The organism is Pseudomonas sp. zbq_18 (assembly GCF_043102245.1).
GTDB lineage: Bacteria > Pseudomonadota > Gammaproteobacteria > Pseudomonadales > Pseudomonadaceae > Aquipseudomonas.
In genome coordinates this window covers 124,568-142,457 of sequence record NZ_JBICIT010000009.1, presented here as the reverse complement: position 1 = coordinate 142,457, position 17,890 = coordinate 124,568, and the positions used below count along the sequence as shown (strand labels likewise).

The following is a 17,890-nucleotide window of genomic DNA, read 5'->3' as shown; positions in this document are numbered from 1 at the left end:
ATGGCTGAGTTGCGGCACACGGAGGCGGCGGGCGGGCTCTATGAGCGGCTGTTGCAGCGTCTTGCCCTGGCACTAGAAGAAGCAGAAACCGCGAGCCGTCTGTGCCGGACTCCCCCCGCAGAACTGGAGTTGCGTGGTCTGACGCCTGCTGAGCTGGAATTGATCCGGGCCTATCTGGACCGTGACCTTAATTGGTTGCGCGGCTGGCATGCGGCGGCCGAGGAGTTGGCGTCGATCGAGCAATTGCCCGAGCGCCAGGGCAGGCCGGTCAGTAAACCGCCTGGGCGGTTGCCGAGCAGGTCATTGCCGGGGCGTAGCAAGGCCCTGATCAAGAAGCGCCAGCAGTTGTGTTGCGCCCTATGTGGCACGGCTGCGCAGGTGCAGCGTGGCGAGGGCGTGATGCCCTGTAGCGCTTGTGGCTCCAAGCTGTTTCGTGCCGGGCAGCCGCGCTGATCGCACGGCTCGACTCCTTGTGTGGCAGGGCATAGTCTCTGCGGGCACAGGAGGTGCCCATGGAACTGCGTTTTATCCTCAAACAACTGATCCTGCCACCTGGTGGCTTTCTAGTGCTGCTGCTGTTCGCCTGGCTGTTGTGGGCTTGGCTGGGGCGGCCGCGCGCGGCTGGCTTGGTTGTGTTCATCGGCCTGGCCGGTCTGTGGCTGTTCAGCTTGCCCGTAGTCATGGAGTGGGCGGCACGGCAGATCGAGCGTGAGCCGGCGCTGGCCGAGGCACAGTGGCCGGGCTTGGCCCAGCAGGCAGAGGTGATCGTGATTCTTGGCTCGGGGCGCGAGGAGGCCGATCCTGCCTGGGGCGGTGACCAGCCCAGTGTGACCGCCATCGAGCGGCTGCGCTATGCGGCACGCCTGCAGCGAGCGTCGCAGCTGCCAGTTCTGATCAGTGGTGGTTTGCACTATGGCCAGCCACCCAGCGAGGCGCAGCTGATGGCCGATGTGCTGCAGCGCGATTTTTCTGTGCCGACGCGCTGGCGCGAGGAGCGCAGCCGTACCACCTGGGAGAATGCTCAGTTCAGCGCCGAGCTGCTCAAGACCGAAGGTGTCCGGCGAGTGGTGCTGGTGACACAGGCGGCGCACATGCCGCGGGCGCGTTGGTGTTTCGAACGCGCCGGGCTGGAGGTGGTGGCGGCACCGTTGGGCTTTCTCGGCGTACCCAACGAGCGCCCGGTCGGTGGCTGGCTGCCGGAGAGCAAGGCGCTGTGGCAGAACACCCGCCTGCTCAACGAGGCATTAGGGATGGCGGTTTATCCGCTGATCTATCGGTAGATTGGATGAGGCACTGTTGGGTCGGGCCGCGTAGGCGCAGAGAAGCCCAAGGTGCGGGCCCTCAGGCAACTCCCCCTGTTGGGCTTCGCTGCGCTCAACCCAACCTACGCCTACCTCTCGCGACGACGGGCGATAAGCGCCCAGCCCAGCAGCAGGACACCCAGCACCACCAGCGGCCAGGCGCGCCAGCGCAGGTAAGGCGTCAGGCCCTGCATCGGCTGGACTGCGCCATAGAGTGTGCCCTGCTGGAACTGCGGGATCTGCGCGGCAATACGACCTTGCGGGTCGATCAGCGCGGTGACGCCGTTGTTGGTGGCGCGGATCATCCAGCGTCCGGCCTCCAGGGCGCGCATCTGCGCCATCTGCAGGTGCTGCAGCGGCCCGATCGAGGTGCCGAACCAGGTGTCGTTGCTGACCGTCAGCAGCAGTTCGCTTTGCGCGGCCATGGTGGCGGCGAATTCCGGGTAGACCACCTCATAGCAGATGAACGGCGCGATACGCACGCCCTTGGCTTGCAGCGGGCTCTGGTTGGCGGGGCCGCGGGCGAAGTCGGACATGGGCAGGTCGAAGAAGGCGATCAGCCCGCGCAGCACATCCTGCAGTGGTACGTATTCGCCGAAGGGCACCAGCTTCTGCTTGAGGTAGGTGCCCTCGCCCCAGCCTGTTGCAGTAATTGCGTTGTAGTAGCGCTTCTCACCCTGTTCGTTGAGCTGACGCAGCGGGATGCCGGTGATCAGTGCAGCGTCGCGGTCGGCCGCCACGCGGCCCATCACTTTCAGGTAGCCCTCGGCGTATTCCTTGAGTACCGGCACCGCGGTTTCCGGCCAGACGATCAGGTCGGCCGGTTGGCTGCTCAGGGTCATGTCGCGGTACAGCGCCAGCTGGGCATCCAGCTGCGCCGGATCCCACTTCAGGTTCTGTTCGATATTGCCCTGCAGGGCGGCGACCTTTAGCGGCTCACCCATGGGCGTGGTCCAGCTCTGGCCGTTAAGGGCCAGGCCAGCCAGCCAGGGGGCCAACAGCAAGGCAACTGCGCCAATCAGACGAGAACGCTGATGGCGTAGAGGGTGCAGGTTGACCAGCAGTGCAGCACTTAATGCCAGCACCAGGGAGATCAGCCACATGCCGCCGACCGGTGCCAGTCCGGCCAGTGGGCCATGTAGCTGGCTGTAGCCGGCATAGAGCCAGGGGAAGCCGGTGAGGAACCAGCCGCGAAAGGCTTCCTGGGCCAGCCACAGCGCGGCGAAGGCCAGGGCGTCGGCGATGGGCGCGTCATTGCGGCGCAGCCAGCGCGCCCAGAGCCAGGCGGGCAGGGCGAAGAACAGTGCCACGCCCGCGCAGAAGGCGAAGGTCAGGAAGGCCGCCAGGGGCACCGAGGCGGCGCCGTAGTCGTGGATGCTGACATAGATCCAGCTGGTGCCGGCGAGGAACAGGCCGAGGCCATAACACCAGCCGCGCAGCAGCGCCTGGCGTGGATTCAGGTGGCGCAGGCCAAGGTAGAAAATGGCGATGGCCAGCAAAGCCAATGGCCAGGCGTTGAAAGGAGCCAGGGCCAGTGTGGTGGAGGCGCCGCCGGCGATGGCCAGCAGATTGCCCGGCCAGCCGGGTTGGGTGATCCAGCGCATCGTGCGTCCTTGAGCGGGAAGTCTGGCGGGCAAGGGTACTGGAAGGGAGGGGAGGCTGGAAGTCGAGCGCTTTGGCGGGCTGGGTGGAAATCTCGCCCTTGCGGGTGAGCGTTGTCCAGACTCGTAGCCCGGGGTATTGCAGCCTGTTTCCCGGACTTAAGTCCGGGCTACGAGCTGTAGGAGGGGCCTTGGCCGCGACCTTGGCAACGCGAGGTTTCTCGTCGCGACCAAGGCCCCTCCTGCAAGCCGTGCACGCTTTAACGCTCCAGTGGCGTCAGGCGCAGCAGGTGCAGGCGGCGGCTGTCGGCGTTGAGCACGCGGAAGCGGTATTCGCCGATCTCGGTGATCTCATTGCGCTTGGGCAGGTGACCGAAAGCGTTCATCACCAGACCGCCGACCGTGTCGAACTCGTCGTCGGGGAACTCGGTGTCGAAGGTTTCGTTGAAGTTTTCGATCGGGGTCAGTGCCTTGATCAGGAAGTCGCCGGATGGCAGTGGCTTGATATAGCTGTCTTCCTCGACATCGTGTTCGTCCTCGATGTCGCCGACGATCTGCTCCAGCACATCCTCGATGGTCACCAGGCCGGCTACGCCGCCGTATTCGTCGATCACCACGGCCATGTGGTTATGGTTGGCGCGGAACTCGCGCAGCAGCACATTGAGGCGCTTGGATTCCGGCACGAAGGTGGCCGGGCGCAGCAGTTGTTTGATGTCGAAAGGCTGGTCGCCTCCGAGGATCAGCGGCAGCAGATCCTTGGCCAGGAGGATGCCGATGACTTCATCGAGGCTCTCACCGATCACCGGGTAGCGCGAATGCGCGGAGTCGATGATGGAGGGGAGGAATTCGGCCGGCGACTGGCTGGCCTTGATGCTGATCATCTGCGAGCGCGGCACCATGATGTCGCGTACCTGCAGGTCGGCGACCTGGATGGCGCCTTCGACAATGGTCAGCGCTTCGCTGTCGAGCAGCTTGTTCTGGTGGGCTTCGCGCAGGACTTCCAGCAGTTCTTCGCGGTTTTTCGGCTCATGAGCAAAAGCTTGGGTCAGTTTGTTGAACCAGGACTTCTGCTCGTTGCTCGATCGGTCTTCGCTCATGATGGTCTCGGGAGTTTTCCTGAGTCTCTGTGGTTATTCGTCGGCTGCATAAGGGTCGGGATGACCCAGTTCAGCCAGCAATTGTCGTTCCAGTGTTTCCATTTCCTCGGCTTCCTCATCCTCGATGTGGTCGTAGCCGAGCAGGTGCAGGCAGCCGTGGATCACCAGGTGGGCCCAGTGGGCCTCTGGCGACTTGTTCTGTTCCTGCGCTTCGCGCTCGACCACCGGCACGCAGATCACCAGATCGCCGAGCAGCGGAATGTCGAGCATCTCGTCGGGCACATCGGCCGGGAAGGACAGCACGTTGGTCGGGTAGTCCTTGTGCCGCCAGGTGCGGTTCAGCTCCTGGCCTTCGGCTTCATCGACCAGGCGGATGGTCAGTTCGGAATCAGCCGTGCGCTGGCGCAGGGCCAGTTCGCACCACTGGCGGAACTGCGCCTCGCTCGGCAGCTGGCTGGCCTGCGAGGCGTTCTGCAGGTCGAGCTCAAGCATCGGGGTGACCCTTGCCGTCCTGGCTCTGGCTTTCCTCGAAGCGCTCGTAGGCTTCGACGATGCGCTGCACCAGCGGGTGGCGCACCACGTCCTTGGGCTTGAAGTGGGTGAAGCTGATGCCGGGGACGTCCTTGAGTACGGTCATCACATGGCTCAGGCCCGACTTGGTGCCGCGCGGCAGGTCGACCTGGGTGATGTCGCCGGTGATCACGGCGGTGGAGCCGAAGCCGATACGGGTGAGGAACATCTTCATCTGTTCGAGGGTGGTGTTCTGACTCTCGTCGAGAATGATGAAGCTGTTGTTAAGGGTGCGCCCGCGCATATAGGCCAGCGGGGCGATCTCGATCACCTGCTTCTCGATCAGCTTGGCCACGGTCTCGAAGCCAAGCATCTCGTACAGCGCGTCGTACAGAGGGCGCAGGTAGGGGTCGATCTTCTGCGCCAGGTCGCCAGGGAGGAAGCCGAGCTTCTCGCCGGCCTCGACCGCCGGGCGTACCAAGAGGATGCGGCGCACCTGCTCGCGCTCCAGCGCATCGACTGCACAGGCCACGGCCAGGTAGGTCTTGCCGGTACCGGCCGGGCCGATGCCGAAGTTGATGTCGTTATCGAGGATCGCCTTGACGTAGCGCTGCTGGTTGGCGCCGCGCGGCTTGATCACGCCTTTCTTGGTGCGCAGGGTGACACCGGCGTCAGCCTTGCCGCTGTCCAGCGCTTCCAGGCCGGATTCCTGCAGGTACAGGTGGACCAGTTCGGGCGACAGCTCGGTGCTTTTGGTTTCGCGGTACAGACGGCGCAGCAGGTTCTCGGCGGACTGGGTGTGCTGCGACGGGCCGATCAGCTCGAACTGGTTGCCACGGTTGCGGATCTCGATGGCGAGGCGTTGCTCGATCAGGCGCAGATGCTCGTCGAACTGTCCGCAGAGGTTGGCGAAGCGGCGTGCTTCGAAGGGTTCGAGGATAAAACGATGGGGTTCTATGGGGGCGTTCAATGGAGTCCGGTTACCGCCATGCGGCAGAAATGATGGAGGGAGCATAACCCTGCGCGGGCCGCGGGAAAAGTTCGCGCGCGCAGGGACATATTAGCCATTGGTCGATCAGTGCACGGCGTCGATCAGCGTGCCGCGCAGTGAGTGGGGCAGGGCGTCATCGATATGCACGTCGACGAACTGGCCGATCAGGCGTGGATTATCACAGCGGAAGTTGACCACGCGGTTGCTCTCGGTGCGGCCCTGGAGCATGCCGGGGTCCTTCTTCGAGTAGTCGCTGACCAGGATGCGCTGGGTGGTGCCGACCATACGTCGGCTGTTCTCGAAGCCCTGCTGGGCGATGCGCGCCTGCAGGATCGACAGGCGCTGCTTCTTCACCTCTTCCGGAGTGTCGTCGGCCAGGTCGGCGGCCGGGGTGCCGGGGCGCGAGCTGTAGATGAAGGAGTAGGAGAAGTCGAAGCCGACATCCTCGATCAGCTTCATGGTCTGCTCGAAGTCTTTCTCGGTCTCGCCGGGGAAGCCGACGATGAAGTCGGTGCTGAGCAGAATATCCGGCACAGCCGCCTTGAGCTTGCGGATGCGCGACTTGTACTCCAGTGCCGTGTGGTTGCGCTTCATCGCCGCCAGGATGCGGTCCGAACCGGACTGCACCGGCAGGTGCAGGTATTTGACCAGCTTCGGGATGTCGGCATGGGCCTGGATGATGGCGTCGGAGAACTCCAGTGGGTGGCTGGTGGTGTAGCGGATGCGCTCGATACCGTCGATTTCGGCGACTGCGTAGAGCAGTTCGGCGAAGTCAGCGATATGTCCGTCCGGGGTCGGGCCGCGGTAGCCGTTGACGTTCTGCCCGAGCAGGGTGACTTCCTTCACGCCCTTCTCGGCCAGCTGGGTGATTTCCACCAGTACGTCGGCCAGCGGCCGGCTGACTTCCTCGCCGCGGGTGTAGGGCACCACGCAGAAGGTGCAGTACTTGCTGCAGCCCTCCATGACCGAGACGAAGGCGCTGGGGCCGTCGACGCGGGCTTCGGGCAGGTGATCGAACTTTTCGATCTCGGGGAAGCTAATGTCGACCTGGGCGGTCTTGGTGGTGCGGGCGGCGTCGATCATTTCCGGCAGACGGTGCAGGGTCTGCGGGCCGAAGACCACGTCGACATAGGGCGCGCGGTCGCGGATGGCGGCGCCTTCCTGGCTGGCCACGCAGCCGCCGACGCCGATCACCAGGTTAGGGTTTTCCTGTTTCAGCTCGCGCCAGCGGCCCAGCTGGGAGAACACCTTGTCCTGGGCTTTTTCGCGGATCGAGCAGGTATTGAGGAGGATCACGTCGGCTTCTGCCGGGTTTTCCGTGACTTCCAGGGCCTGGTGTTCGCCCAGCAGATCGACCATGCGCGAGCTGTCGTACTCGTTCATCTGGCAACCGTGGGTTTCGATATAAAGCTTCTTGGCCATGGGTAAGGTCGTGCTGTTTAAAAAATGACCGGGGATTATAGGGGCATAGCTGCTGGCGGGGAATGGGCAAGTGCCGTCTGCGGGGAGGTGCTGTGCTAGTATCTGCGCCCCCGATTTTCAGCAGTTTCCCCTCATGAGCAAGCGCGAACCTATCTACAAGGTGATCTTTCAGAACCAGGGCCAGGTGTACGAGATGTATGCCAAGCAGATCTACCAGAGCGATCTGTGGGGTTTCCTGGAGGTGGAGGAGTTCGTCTTTGGCGAGCGTACCCAGGTGGTGGTCGACCCCAGCGAGGAGAAACTCAAGGCGCAGTTCGAGGGCGTGGTACGCAGCTTCGTGCCGATGCACGCGATCATTCGCATCGATGAGGTGGAGCGCCTGGGTACACCGAAGATCAGCGAAGCCAAGGGCGGCGGCAACGTGATGCCGTTCCCCATGCCGATGCCCGAGAAGTAAACCTTGGTGTGTAGGTTGGGCCGGGCCGCGTAGGTTGAGCGCAGCGAAGCCCAACAAGCGATGTCGAGAGCCGCGTCGTGGCCGTTTGCTCCTCCCGTTGGGCTTCGGGCTATGCCCTCAACCTACGCGGCCCGACCCAACCTACGGGATCACGCTTTTACCTTTCGATGGCCAGGGCCACACCTTGACCGCCGCCGATGCACAGGGTGGCCAGGCCTTTCTTGGCATCACGCTTGAGCATTTCGTGCAGCAGGGTCACCAGCACGCGGCAACCGGAGGCGCCAATCGGATGACCGAGGGCGATGGCGCCGCCGTTGACGTTGACCTTGCTGGCGTCCCAGCCCAGTTCCTGGCCCACCGACAGGGCCTGGGCGGCGAAGGCTTCGTTGGCCTCGATCAGGTCCAGATCGCTCAGCTGCCAGCCGGCTTTCTCCAGGCAGCGCTGGGTGGCCGACACCGGGCCGATGCCCATGATCGCCGGATCGACGCCGGCATTGGCGTAGGCAGCGATCCTGGCCAGCACCGGTAGGCCCAGGGCCTCGGCTTTGCTCGCGCTCATCAGCAGCACGGCGGCGGCGCCGTCGTTGAGGCTGGAGGCGTTGCCGGCGGTCACTGTGCCGTCCTTCTTGAACGCCGGTTTGAGTTTGGCCAGGGATTCGGCGCTGGTGCCGGCGCGCGGCTGCTCGTCGGTGGCGAAGCTGACCGGCTCGCCCTTGCGCGAGGGGATCAGGATCGGGGTGATCTCATCATTGAAACGCCCGGCCTCGATGGCGGCGCAGGCCTTTTGTTGCGAGGCGGCGGCGAAGGCGTCCTGCGCCTCACGGCTGATGCCGTATTTCTCCACCAGGTTCTCGGCGGTGATGCCCATGTGGTAGTCGTTGAAGGCATCCCACAGGCCGTCCTGGATCATCGTGTCGATGAGCTTGCCGTGGCCCATGCGCTGGCCGGTGCGGGCAGCGGGCATGACGTAGGGCGCCAGGCTCATGTTCTCCATGCCGCCGGCGATGATGACCTCGGCGTCGCCGCAGCGAATGGCCTGGGCGCCCAGGTGCAGGGCCTTCAGGCCTGAGCCGCAGACCTTGTTCAGGGTCATGGCGGGTACGGCGTGCGGCAGGCCGGCCTTGATCGCGGCCTGGCGTGCGGTGTTCTGCCCGGCGCCGGCGGTGAGCACATGGCCGAGCAGTACTTCATCGACTTCGGCGGGGTTGAGGCCGGTCTTGTCCAGCAGGCTGCGGATCACCGCGGCGCCCAGGTCGACGGCCGGCACATTGGCCAGGGCGCCCTGGAAGCCGCCGATGGCGGTGCGGGTTGCGGCGACGATGACGACTTCTTGCATGTGCAGTTCCTCGATTCGGTTCATGGTGTGACCGGAAAGGCGTTGATGGTCGCACAGCCACAGCTGACCGGCCAGCCACGTTCTTTACGGCAACAGGCGACCTCTTGCGCGCTGGGCTGCGCTGTTGCGCACGGCCCAGCGCAGCATCGCAGCCGTGCGCTGGACACTGCTGCGAATCAACGGGCGACGCCAGGCGGCCTGTCGCTCGCCCAGCAGGTCGCTGGCCCAGTCCGGCAGCAGGTCGATGCCGGCGCTCATCATCAGCTGACCGAAGGGTTTGGCCAGGATGCTCGGCATCGGCGCCGCGTACAGCAGTCGGACCACTTCGCGGGTGCGTTCATCGCAGAGCAGTTGTGCCTGCATGCGTTGCAGGTAGTCGGCGACCGCCTGGCGTGACTGGGGCACGTCCCGCGCGCCCAGCCGGTGAGCGATCAGCGCCACCTCCTGGTAGTAGCGATCCTGCTCGGCCGTTGGCAGCTGCGGATTGACGTAACGCAGGTAGCCGGCGAGGAACTGGCTGACTTCGGAAACATGCACCCAGGTCAGCAGCTGCGGATCGCTGGCTGCATAGGCACGGCCATCCGGCGCCTGGCCCACCACCTGTAAATGGATGGTGCGCACCTTGTCGAGCAGCCGCTCGGCATCCTGCACCCCGCCATAGCTGGTGCCGGCGATGAACAGGCTGGTGCGCCGCAGGCGGCCGAGCATGTCCTGGCGGAAGTTGGAGTGGTCCCAGACGCCGGCCAGGGCCAGCGGATGGAGCATCTGCAGGAGCAGGGCGGAGATGCCGCCGACCATCATTGAGGTGAAGTCGGCGTGTACTTCCCAGACCATCGACGCGGGGCCGAACAGGCCGGGATCGCCTCGTGGCTGGTCGAGGTCGAGCTGTTTCAGCGAAGCACCGGTGAGGCTGTGCACCTGGGCTTCTATTTGGCGGCGTAGGGGCTCCATGTGCGCCAGTGTCCGTGCTCTGACCCCTTGGATCAAGACGCTGGCGGGGTTGATGCCCCGCCGGCGTTTCAGCGATTGAGACGCTGTTCGATCAGGCTGTCGACCACCGAGGGGTCTGCCAGAGTGGAGGTGTCACCCATGTTCTCCAGTTCGTTGCAGGCGATCTTGCGCAGGATGCGGCGCATGATTTTGCCCGAGCGGGTCTTGGGCAGGCCGGGCGCCCACTGGATCAGCTCGGGTTTGGCGAAGCTGCCGATCTCCTTGCCGACCAGTGTCAGCAGCTCTTTCTGCAGGGCTTCGGAGGGTTCGCTGCCTTTCATCAGGGTGACATAGGCGTAAATTCCCTGGCCCTTGAGGTCGTGTGGGTAACCGACCACCGCCGCTTCGGCCACGGCATCGTGCAGTACCAGGGCGCTTTCCACCTCGGCGGTGCCGATGCGGTGGCCGGAGACGTTGATCACATCGTCGACGCGACCGGTGATCCAGTAGTAGCCATCCTCGTCGCGGCGCGCACCGTCGCCGGTGAAGTAGTAGCCGGGGTAGGGCTTGAAGTAGGTGTCGATCATGCGCTGATGGTCGCCGTACACACTGCGGATCTGGCTCGGCCAGCTGGCTTTGATCGCCAGCACGCCGGCGCCGGGGCCGCCGATCTCCTTGCCCTGTTCATCGAGCAGTACCGGTTGCACGCCGAAGAACGGCCGGGTCGCCGAGCCGGGTTTGAGGTCGGTGGCGCCAGGCAGTGGGGTGATCAGGATCGAGCCGGTCTCGGTCTGCCACCAGGTGTCGACGATCGGGCAGCGGGTTTCGCCGACCACGTGGTAGTACCACTCCCAGGCTTCCGGGTTGATCGGTTCGCCCACCGAGCCGAGCAGGCGCAGGCTGGAGCGGTCGGTGGCCTTGACCGGCGCCTCCCCCTCGCGCATCAACGCACGCAGGGCGGTGGGTGCGGTGTAGAAGATGTTGACCTGATGCTTGTCGATCACCTGCCAGAAGCGCGAGGCGTCCGGGTAGTTGGGGACGCCCTCGAACATCAGGGTGGTGGCACCGTTGGCCAGCGGACCGTAGACGATGTAGCTGTGCCCGGTGACCCAGCCGACGTCGGCGGTGCACCAGTAGATGTCGCCCTCGTGGTAGTCGAACACGTACTTGTGGGTCATGGCCGCGCTGAGCAGGTAGCCGCCGGTGCTGTGCAGCACGCCCTTGGGTTTGCCGGTGCTGCCCGAGGTGTAGAGGATGAACAGCGGGTCCTCGGCGTCCATTGGCTCGGCGGGGCAGTCTGCACTGGCCTCATGCAGGGCCTGGTGATACCAGAGGTCGCGCCCCTCCACCCAGGCGATCTCACCCTGGGTGCGCTCGACCACCACCACGGTGCTGACCTTGGGGCAACTCTGCAGGGCCTTGTCGACGTTGTTCTTCAGCGCAATGTACTTGCCGCCACGCACGCCCTCGTCGGCGGTGATCACGGTGTGGCAATCGGCATCGAGGATACGGTCGCGCAGCGCGTCCGGGGAGAAACCGCCGAACACCACCGAGTGGATGGCACCGATGCGCGTGCAGGCGAGCATGGCATAGGCCGCTTCGGGGATCATCGGCATATAGATGCATACCCGGTCGCCTTTCTTGACGCCACGGCTTTTGAGCACATTGGCCAGGCGGCAGACATGGCTGTGCAGCTTGTTGTAGGTGATGTTGGCCGACTCGGCCGGATTGTCGCCTTCCCAGATGATGGCGATCTGCTCACCACGCTCTTTCAAGTGACGGTCGATGCAGTTGTGCGCGACGTTGAGCAGGCCGCCCTTGAACCACTGCGCGTCGCCTTTGCTCAGGTCGCTGTGATGGAGCTGCTCCCAGGGTTTGAACCAGTCGAGGAACTGCTGTGCCTGCTCGCTCCAGAACGCTTCGGGCTGCTCGATGGACTGTTGATACAGGCGCAGGTAACCCTCGTTGTTCAGTAGGGCGCGCTGGCGTACGGCGTCGGGCACGGGGTGGCGGGTGATTTCGAACATGGCTTGGGCCTTTTTGTTGTCGTTCGCGATGGGGCTAGGGTGCATCCAAGCGGCTGCTTGGTTCAACCCGCAGTCAGACTACCCTCCACTTTAGAACACCCCAGAAAGCACGAACCCGGCGCGGGGCCGGGTTCGTCGGTGCAGGCGTTCGTCAGCCGCGGTGCCGGCCGCGGAAGAAGTCGATCAGACCCTGGGTCGAGGCATCTTCTGCCGCTGGCTGGTCCCAGCCCGTGAGGCGTTCATACACGCCCTTGCCCAGCTCCTTGCCCAGCTCCACCCCCCATTGGTCGAAGGCGTTGATGCCCCACAACACGCTCTGCGCGAACACCTTGTGCTCGTACATGGCCACCAGCGCGCCGAGGCGGCGCGGGCTGATGCGTTCCAGCACCAGGGTGTTGCTGGGGCGGTTTCCGGGGATCACCTTGTGTGGTGCCAGGCGCTGCACTTCGGCTTCTTCAGCACCACGCGCGCGCAGCTCGGCCTCGGCTTCGCTGCGGTTTTTGCCCAGCATCAGCGCCTGGCTTTGCGACAGGCAGTTGGCGTAGAGCCACTGATGGTGATCGGCCACCGGGTTGTAGCTGACCACCGGTACGATGAAGTCCGCCGGAATCAGTTCGGTGCCCTGGTGCAGCAGTTGGTGGTAGGCATGCTGGCCATTGCAGCCGACACCACCCCAGATCACCGGGCCGGTTGCGCAGCTGACCGGGCTGCCGTCCTGGCGCACGCTCTTGCCGTTGGATTCCATGTCCAGCTGCTGCAGGTGCTTGGTGATGTTCCGCAGGTAATGGTCGTACGGCAGGATCGCGTGGCTCTGTGCGCCCCAGAAGTTGCCATACCAGATGCCGAGCAGGGCCAGCAGCACGGGCATGTTCTGCTCGAAGGGGGCTGTACGGAAGTGCACGTCCATACTGTACGCGCCGGACAGCAGCTCCTTGAAATTGGACATGCCGATGGCCAGGGCGATGGGCAGGCCGATAGCCGACCACAGTGAATAGCGCCCGCCCACCCAGTCCCACATGGGGAAGATGTTTTTCTCGCGGATACCGAAGGTGATGGCCGCTTCCTTGTTGCTGGTCACGGCGATGAAGTGGCGATAGAGCTTTTCTTCGGTGCCGCCGCGGGCCAGGTACCAACTGCGTGCGGCCTGGGCGTTCTTCAGCGTTTCCAGGGTGCCGAAGGACTTGCTGGAGACGATGAACAGGGTGGTTTCGGCATTCAGCTTGGCGGACAGTTCGTGGAACTCGCTGCCGTCGATATTGGCTAGGTAATGGCAGCGCACACCGCGCTGAGTGAAAGGCAGCAGGGCCTCCGAGACCAGTTGTGGGCCGAGGAAGGAGCCCCCGATACCGATATTGACCACATCCGTGATGGTCTGGTCGCTGTAGCCACGCCACTGGTTGCTGTGGATGCGGCTGACGATATCGGTCATCTGGTTGAGCACGCGATGCACTTGCGGCATCACATCCTGACCGTCGACCTCGACCGAGTCGCCGATCGGGCGGCGCAGTGCCGTATGCAGGGCCGGACGGTTCTCCGAAGCGTTGATGTGTTCGCCGTTGAATAGCGCTTCGATGGCTTCCTGCAGGCCGCTCTCTTTGGCCAGGTCGACCAACAGGTTGCGAGTCTCTTCGTTGATCAGGTTCTTCGAATAGTCGAGGAAAATGCCGCTGGTGCTGAGGGAAAAACGCTCGAAGCGTTTGCTGTCACTGGCAAATGCTTCGCGCATGCTGAAATCCTGCATGGCCTTGCGGTGTTGGAGCAGAGCCTGCCAGCTCGGCAGGGCGGTGACGTCGAGTGGCTGCTGATAGTAGGCCATGTAGTGCTGCCTCCTTGTAGGTGTGGCGTCCTGGCAATAAAAAGCCCGGAGGGTTCCGGGCTTGAGTGTAACGGCATGCGCTGTGCTCAGGCGACAGCCAGTGTGGCGCGGTGCCATGCCTCGGCGATTACAGCTCGAAGGCCAGATTGTCGATCAGGCGGGTCTTGCCGAGAAAGGCGGCGGCCAGGATGACCAGTTGGCGGCTCTCTTCCGTGGCGCTGCGCAGGTCGTGGCTGTCGCGCACCTCCAGGTAGTCGGGGCGCAGGCCGGCGCGTTGCAGCATGGTTTTACCTTGCTCGGTCAGGCGTTCGAAGTCGCGCTCGCCACCGCGGATGGCGTCGGCCATCTGCATCAGCGTGCGGTAGAGCACGGGGGCCGTGGCGCGTTGCTCTGCATCGAGGTAGCCGTTGCGCGAGGACAGGGCCAGGCCGTCCTCGGCGCGTACGGTCGGCTCGCCGATGATCTGGATCGGCATGTTCAGGTCACGCACCAGGGTGCGGATCACCGCCAGTTGCTGGAAATCCTTCTCGCCGAACACGGCGATATCTGGCTGGACCATGTTGAACAGCTTGCTGACCACCGTGGCCACGCCGTCGAAGTGGCCGGGGCGGCTGCCGCCGCAAAGGCCTTCGGAAACTCCGCGCACGCTGACGCGGGTTTGGCTATCCATGCCGTGGGGGTACATTTCTTCGACATCCGGGTGGAACAGCAGATGGCAGCCGGCGGCGACCAGCTTGTCCTGATCGGCAGCCAGGGTACGCGGATAACTGGCCAGATCCTCGCTGAGGCCGAACTGCAGCGGGTTGACGAAGATGCTGGCAACCACGAAGTCGGCGCGTTGCCGAGCTTTTTCCACCAAAGCGACGTGCCCGGCATGCAGGTTGCCCATGGTTGGCACGAAAGCGATGCGCTTGCCCTCGCTGCGAGCGCGTGCGACAGCGGCACGTAGCTCCAGTACGGTCTTGACGGTATTCATGCGGAGAAACCGTGCTCCTCGGCGGGGAAACTGACGTCCTTCACGGCGCGTACATAGGCGGCGAAGGCCGCTTGCACGCTGGTCTGGCCTTCCATGAAATTCTTCACGAACTTGGGTGTGCGACCGGTCAGCGCCAGGCCGAGCAAATCATGCATCACCAGCACCTGGCCGTCGGTGGCGCTGCCGGCGCCGATGCCGATGACCGGGATCTTCACCGCCTGGGTGATTTCGGCCGCCAGCTCGCTAGGTACACACTCAAGCAGCAGCATGGCCGCGCCAGCCTGCTCCAGGGCCATGGCGTCGGCACGCAGCTGGCGTGCGGCGGCGTCGCCACGCCCCTGTACCTTGAAGCCACCGAAGACATTGACCGCTTGCGGTGTCAGGCCCAGGTGGGCGCACACCGGCACGCCGCGCTCGGCCAGCTGGCGGATCGGTTCGGCCAGCCAGCCGGCGCCTTCCAGTTTGACCATGTGCGCCCCTGCCTGCATCACCGCGGCGCAACTGGCGAAGGTCTGATCCAGCGTGGCATAGCCCATGAAGGGCAGGTCGGTGAGGATCAGCGCGCCCTGATTACCGCGCTTGACCGCAGCGGTGTGGTAGGCCATGTCGGCGACGGACACCGGCAGGGTGCTGTCGTGGCCTTGCAGGACCATCCCCAGGGAGTCGCCTACCAGCAGCACTTCCACACCCGCCTGGCACGCTGCCTGGGCGAAGGTGGCGTCGTAGGCGGTCAGCATGACGATCTTCTCGCCTTTCTGCTTGAGGCCCAACAGAGTGCTTACGGTTACATCAGGCATTGGCAAATCCTCATCTACGGGCCGGATTCCGGCACTTGTGGCGCCTGCTCTGGCCTCTCTGGACGGCTTATATACGCCGTCTCGGGGCAAAGGGACGCCTATAGTCCCGATGAGGGTGCGTGAAGTCAATCACGCGGTGTTACCGCGCTGTTACGACGTTACCGCAGATTGGCGCGGCCTAGTCGCACATGCGCTCCAGGCCGGTGTAGGGGCACTCAGCCAGCAGCTGCCGCAGGGAGCGGCCATCGGGCAGTAGCAACTCGGATGCGATCTCGGCCAGCGGGTAGAGCACGAAGGCACGGGCGTGCATGTGGTAGTGCGGTACGGTCAGGCGCTCTTCGGCCAGCTGGCGCGAGCCGAATAGCAAGATGTCCAGATCCAGGGTGCGTGGTCCCCAGCGTTCGGCTTTGCGCACACGCCCCTGCTCTTGTTCGATGCGTTGCAGGGCGTCGAGCAGTTGCAGCGGCTCCAGGCCGGTATCCAGTGCGGCCACTGCGTTGACGTAGCGCGGCTGGTCAGGCGGCCCCAGCGGGTCGCTGGCATAGAAAGAGGAGGTGGCGGCCAGGTGGCTGTTTGGCAGTTCGGCGATAGCTGCGAGTGCTGCCTGCAGCTGTGTGCGGGGCTCGGCCAGATTACTGCCGAGGCCGATATAGACCCGCTCCATCCTATTCGCCTGCTGGAGTATCGTCGCGAGGTTTGCGGTTGCGATTGCGTCCGCCACGGCGGCGCTTGCGGGCCGGCGCTTCGCCGGTCTCCGCAGGACGATTGCTGAGGTCGCGGATCATGGCGCGGCGCTCGCTGTCGCTGGCGTCCTGATACTCGGTCCACCAGTCGCCAAGGCCGCCGGTCTGTTCACCCGCTTCTTCGCGCAGCAGAAGGAAGTCGTAACCGGCGCGGAAACGAGGATTCTCCAGCAGCTGGTCAGCACGTTTACCCTGGCGCCGAGGCAGGCGCTCCTGCATGTCCCAGATTTCGCGGATCGGCAGGGTGAAGCGCTTGGGTACGGCTATGCGCTTGCACTGCTCGCTGATCAGGTCGTGTGCGGCTTCCTGCATGGCCGGGATCGGCGGCATGCCGCGTGCCTGCAGTTGGGCAGCGCGGGCCGGGATGGCCGGCCAGAGCAGTGCGGCAAAGAGGAAGGCTGGGGTGACCGGTTTGCCCAGAGCGATGCGTTCGTCGGTGTTGGCCAGGGCCTGGCGGATCAGCTTTGCGGTGTAGTCGGGGTTCTGTTCCAGTGCCCTGGCGCTGGCGGGGAACAGCGGGGCGAACAGGTCGTACTCGACCAGCAGTTCGAAGGTGTACTCGGCATAGCCGGCCAGAAACAGCTTGAGCACTTCGTCGAACAGGCGCGCGGCAGGTATGTCGCGCAGCATGGGGGCCAGACGGCGGATGGGCGCGGCGCTGTGTTGTTCGATGTCGAAATCGAGCTTGGCGGCGAAGCGGACGGCGCGCAGCATGCGAACCGGATCTTCAAGATAGCGTTGCTCGGGGTCGCCGATCAGACGAATCAGGCGGTTGCGGATGTCGTGCACGCCGTGGGCGTAATCGAGTACGCGCTCGCCGGTCACGTCGAAATACAGGGCGTTGATGGTGAAGTCACGGCGCTGGGCATCGCTTTCCTGGGTGCCGTAGACGTTGTCTCGCAGGATGCGCCCGCTTTCGTGGCGTGCGGCCAGATGGCTGTCTTCCTCGTCGTCGCCTTGCGGGTGGTTGCTGCGGAAGGTGGCGACCTCAATGATCTCGCGACCGAAGTGCACGTGGGCCAGCTTGAAGCGGCGACCGATGACGCGTGCATTGCGGAACTCGGCGCGGACCTGTTCGGGCGTGGCGCTGGTGGCGACATCGAAATCCTTGGGTTGCACGCCGATCAACAGATCGCGAACGCATCCGCCGACCAGGTAGGCCTGGTAGCCGGCCTTCTGCAGGCGCTCGACCACACTGACGGCATTACGGCTGAACTGGCCGCGCTGCAGTGAGTGCTGGCGCGGCCCCAGGACTTCCGGAGTACTGCGCGGGCGCTGGGCGCGCTTGAGTGGCGAACGAAATGACTTGAACAGCTTTTTCAGCATGGGGGGCACTGTTTGCAGGAATAGGCGGCCGGGAATGCCATCAGCCACAGGAATGGCGCGGATTCTAGCATCGGGAGAGAAAATGAGGGTAAAGGCAGGCTGGGGATGGCGAGGGGGCTTAAGCTACAGGGGGAGCCGAAGCTCCCCCCCAAATAGGTGCGTGCTTTGTTTTTGTTATTGATGCGAGCCTGTTGTTTTTGTTTTCGGCTCGTTGTTGGTAACCCCATCCGGGTACCAGTAGCAAACGGATTGCTTTGGATGCTGATGCTGCCTTGATCTTTCCGTGATCCAACCAGGGTAGGTGCTGCTTTGGAGTGCAGTTTTTGTTGTTCTCGACCTGGCCGTGAGACGAGTCTCTTAAGGCAAATCCTCTCCAAAAGAATCAGTTAGCTGCGCCTCCGCGTTGTTGTTTTTGTTGTGCTGGAGTCGTTCTATGTTGTTTTTGTTATGGAGTTTTCGAGCGTTGTTATTGTTGTTGTGCCAGAGATAAAGCAGAAGCCGTGCCAGTTTTTTGGATTCCTTTATTTTCAATGGGTTACGGATATCTGGCGCTAAGGGTG

General features: G+C 63.9%; 16 protein-coding genes. 3 read left to right on the top strand and 13 right to left on the bottom strand.

Annotated features, from left to right (window positions below):
- Both ACF8C6_RS08100 and ACF8C6_RS08095 read left to right on the top strand, forming a co-directional pair.
- Nucleotides 1-453: a hypothetical protein gene (locus ACF8C6_RS08100; RefSeq protein ID WP_392498908.1), complete on the top strand. Its 453-nt coding sequence runs from the start codon at nucleotides 1-3 to the stop codon at nucleotides 451-453.
- A 59-nt stretch (nucleotides 454-512) separates the two neighbouring features.
- On the top strand, nucleotides 513-1,280 hold the full coding sequence (locus ACF8C6_RS08095) for a YdcF family protein (RefSeq protein ID WP_392498805.1): 768 nt from the start codon (nucleotides 513-515) through the stop codon (nucleotides 1,278-1,280).
- Nucleotides 1,281-1,390: 110 nt separating this feature from the next.
- On the opposite strand, the gene lnt is transcribed toward ACF8C6_RS08095, so the two are convergent.
- From lnt to miaB, 5 genes are all read right to left on the bottom strand, one after another.
- Complete coding sequence (gene lnt / locus ACF8C6_RS08090) at nucleotides 1,391-2,905, bottom strand: apolipoprotein N-acyltransferase (RefSeq protein ID WP_392498804.1); 1,515 nt, start codon at nucleotides 2,903-2,905, stop codon at nucleotides 1,391-1,393.
- A gap of 257 nt (nucleotides 2,906-3,162) precedes the next feature.
- The gene (locus ACF8C6_RS08085; RefSeq protein ID WP_277691958.1) at nucleotides 3,163-3,999 is read right to left on the bottom strand and encodes an HlyC/CorC family transporter; all 837 of its coding nucleotides are present in this window, start codon (nucleotides 3,997-3,999) and stop codon (nucleotides 3,163-3,165) included.
- A gap of 33 nt (nucleotides 4,000-4,032) precedes the next feature.
- Entirely contained in the window at nucleotides 4,033-4,491 is a 459-nt protein-coding gene (gene ybeY, locus ACF8C6_RS08080; RefSeq protein ID WP_277691960.1) for an rRNA maturation RNase YbeY, read from the bottom strand.
- Nucleotides 4,484-5,479, bottom strand: a complete 996-nt coding sequence (locus tag ACF8C6_RS08075; protein WP_392498803.1) for a PhoH family protein — start codon at nucleotides 5,477-5,479, stop codon at nucleotides 4,484-4,486. The genes ybeY and ACF8C6_RS08075 overlap by 8 nt, the downstream gene beginning before the upstream one ends.
- Nucleotides 5,480-5,584: 105 nt before the next feature.
- Entirely contained in the window at nucleotides 5,585-6,922 is a 1,338-nt protein-coding gene (miaB, locus tag ACF8C6_RS08070; protein WP_392498802.1) for a tRNA (N6-isopentenyl adenosine(37)-C2)-methylthiotransferase MiaB, read from the bottom strand.
- Nucleotides 6,923-7,055: 133 nt separating this feature from the next.
- Here miaB and ACF8C6_RS08065 point away from each other — a divergent pair, with 133 nt between their 5' ends.
- On the top strand, nucleotides 7,056-7,379 hold the full coding sequence (locus ACF8C6_RS08065; protein WP_068830405.1) for a DUF1820 family protein: 324 nt from the start codon (nucleotides 7,056-7,058) through the stop codon (nucleotides 7,377-7,379).
- Nucleotides 7,380-7,536: 157 nt separating this feature from the next.
- On the opposite strand, the gene ACF8C6_RS08060 is transcribed toward ACF8C6_RS08065, so the two are convergent.
- The 8 genes from ACF8C6_RS08060 to ACF8C6_RS08025 form a co-directional block, all read right to left on the bottom strand.
- A complete protein-coding gene (locus ACF8C6_RS08060; RefSeq protein ID WP_392498801.1) occupies nucleotides 7,537-8,715 on the bottom strand; it encodes an acetyl-CoA C-acetyltransferase in 1,179 nt (392 codons plus the stop codon).
- Between the two features lie 84 nt (nucleotides 8,716-8,799).
- On the bottom strand, nucleotides 8,800-9,666 hold the full coding sequence (locus tag ACF8C6_RS08055) for an oxygenase MpaB family protein (protein ID WP_392498800.1): 867 nt from the start codon (nucleotides 9,664-9,666) through the stop codon (nucleotides 8,800-8,802).
- Nucleotides 9,667-9,734: 68 nt separating this feature from the next.
- On the bottom strand, nucleotides 9,735-11,672 hold the full coding sequence (acs, locus tag ACF8C6_RS08050; protein ID WP_392498799.1) for an acetate--CoA ligase: 1,938 nt from the start codon (nucleotides 11,670-11,672) through the stop codon (nucleotides 9,735-9,737).
- A gap of 151 nt (nucleotides 11,673-11,823) precedes the next feature.
- The gene (gene pgi, locus ACF8C6_RS08045) at nucleotides 11,824-13,488 is read right to left on the bottom strand and encodes a glucose-6-phosphate isomerase (protein WP_392498797.1); all 1,665 of its coding nucleotides are present in this window, start codon (nucleotides 13,486-13,488) and stop codon (nucleotides 11,824-11,826) included.
- 127 nt (nucleotides 13,489-13,615) lie between these two features.
- The gene (gene panC / locus ACF8C6_RS08040) at nucleotides 13,616-14,464 is read right to left on the bottom strand and encodes a pantoate--beta-alanine ligase (RefSeq protein WP_392498796.1); all 849 of its coding nucleotides are present in this window, start codon (nucleotides 14,462-14,464) and stop codon (nucleotides 13,616-13,618) included.
- Entirely contained in the window at nucleotides 14,461-15,261 is an 801-nt protein-coding gene (panB, locus tag ACF8C6_RS08035) for a 3-methyl-2-oxobutanoate hydroxymethyltransferase (RefSeq protein WP_392498795.1), read from the bottom strand. Before panB ends, panC begins: the two co-directional genes overlap by 4 nt.
- A 178-nt stretch (nucleotides 15,262-15,439) precedes the next feature.
- Nucleotides 15,440-15,925 (bottom strand): 2-amino-4-hydroxy-6-hydroxymethyldihydropteridine diphosphokinase, encoded by a 486-nt coding sequence (gene folK, locus ACF8C6_RS08030; RefSeq protein WP_392498794.1) that lies wholly within the window; start codon nucleotides 15,923-15,925, stop codon nucleotides 15,440-15,442.
- 1 nt (nucleotide 15,926) lies between these two features.
- The gene (locus ACF8C6_RS08025) at nucleotides 15,927-17,330 is read right to left on the bottom strand and encodes a polynucleotide adenylyltransferase PcnB (protein WP_392498793.1); all 1,404 of its coding nucleotides are present in this window, start codon (nucleotides 17,328-17,330) and stop codon (nucleotides 15,927-15,929) included.
- Between the last annotated feature and the right edge of the window lie 560 nt (nucleotides 17,331-17,890).

Bases quoted from the DNA above. Each gene is read 5' to 3' on its own strand.
- folK (WP_392498794.1), bottom strand. From the start codon at position 15,925: ATGGAGCGGGTCTATATCGGCCTCGGCAGTAATCTGGCCGAGCCCCGC.
- ACF8C6_RS08055 (WP_392498800.1), bottom strand. From the start codon at position 9,666: ATGGAGCCCCTACGCCGCCAAATAGAAGCCCAGGTGCACAGCCTCACC.
- ACF8C6_RS08060 (WP_392498801.1), bottom strand. From the start codon at position 8,715: ATGCAAGAAGTCGTCATCGTCGCCGCAACCCGCACCGCCATCGGCGGC.
- ACF8C6_RS08085 (WP_277691958.1), bottom strand. From the start codon at position 3,999: ATGAGCGAAGACCGATCGAGCAACGAGCAGAAGTCCTGGTTCAACAAA.
- panB (WP_392498795.1), bottom strand. From the start codon at position 15,261: ATGCCTGATGTAACCGTAAGCACTCTGTTGGGCCTCAAGCAGAAAGGC.
- miaB (WP_392498802.1), bottom strand. From the start codon at position 6,922: ATGGCCAAGAAGCTTTATATCGAAACCCACGGTTGCCAGATGAACGAG.
- panC (WP_392498796.1), bottom strand. From the start codon at position 14,464: ATGAATACCGTCAAGACCGTACTGGAGCTACGTGCCGCTGTCGCACGC.
- ACF8C6_RS08100 (WP_392498908.1), top strand. From the start codon at position 1: ATGGCTGAGTTGCGGCACACGGAGGCGGCGGGCGGGCTCTATGAGCGG.
- acs (WP_392498799.1), bottom strand. From the start codon at position 11,672: ATGTTCGAAATCACCCGCCACCCCGTGCCCGACGCCGTACGCCAGCGC.
- ACF8C6_RS08065 (WP_068830405.1), top strand. From the start codon at position 7,056: ATGAGCAAGCGCGAACCTATCTACAAGGTGATCTTTCAGAACCAGGGC.
- ACF8C6_RS08095 (WP_392498805.1), top strand. From the start codon at position 513: ATGGAACTGCGTTTTATCCTCAAACAACTGATCCTGCCACCTGGTGGC.
- ACF8C6_RS08025 (WP_392498793.1), bottom strand. From the start codon at position 17,330: ATGCTGAAAAAGCTGTTCAAGTCATTTCGTTCGCCACTCAAGCGCGCC.
- pgi (WP_392498797.1), bottom strand. From the start codon at position 13,488: ATGGCCTACTATCAGCAGCCACTCGACGTCACCGCCCTGCCGAGCTGG.
- lnt (WP_392498804.1), bottom strand. From the start codon at position 2,905: ATGCGCTGGATCACCCAACCCGGCTGGCCGGGCAATCTGCTGGCCATC.
- ybeY (WP_277691960.1), bottom strand. From the start codon at position 4,491: ATGCTTGAGCTCGACCTGCAGAACGCCTCGCAGGCCAGCCAGCTGCCG.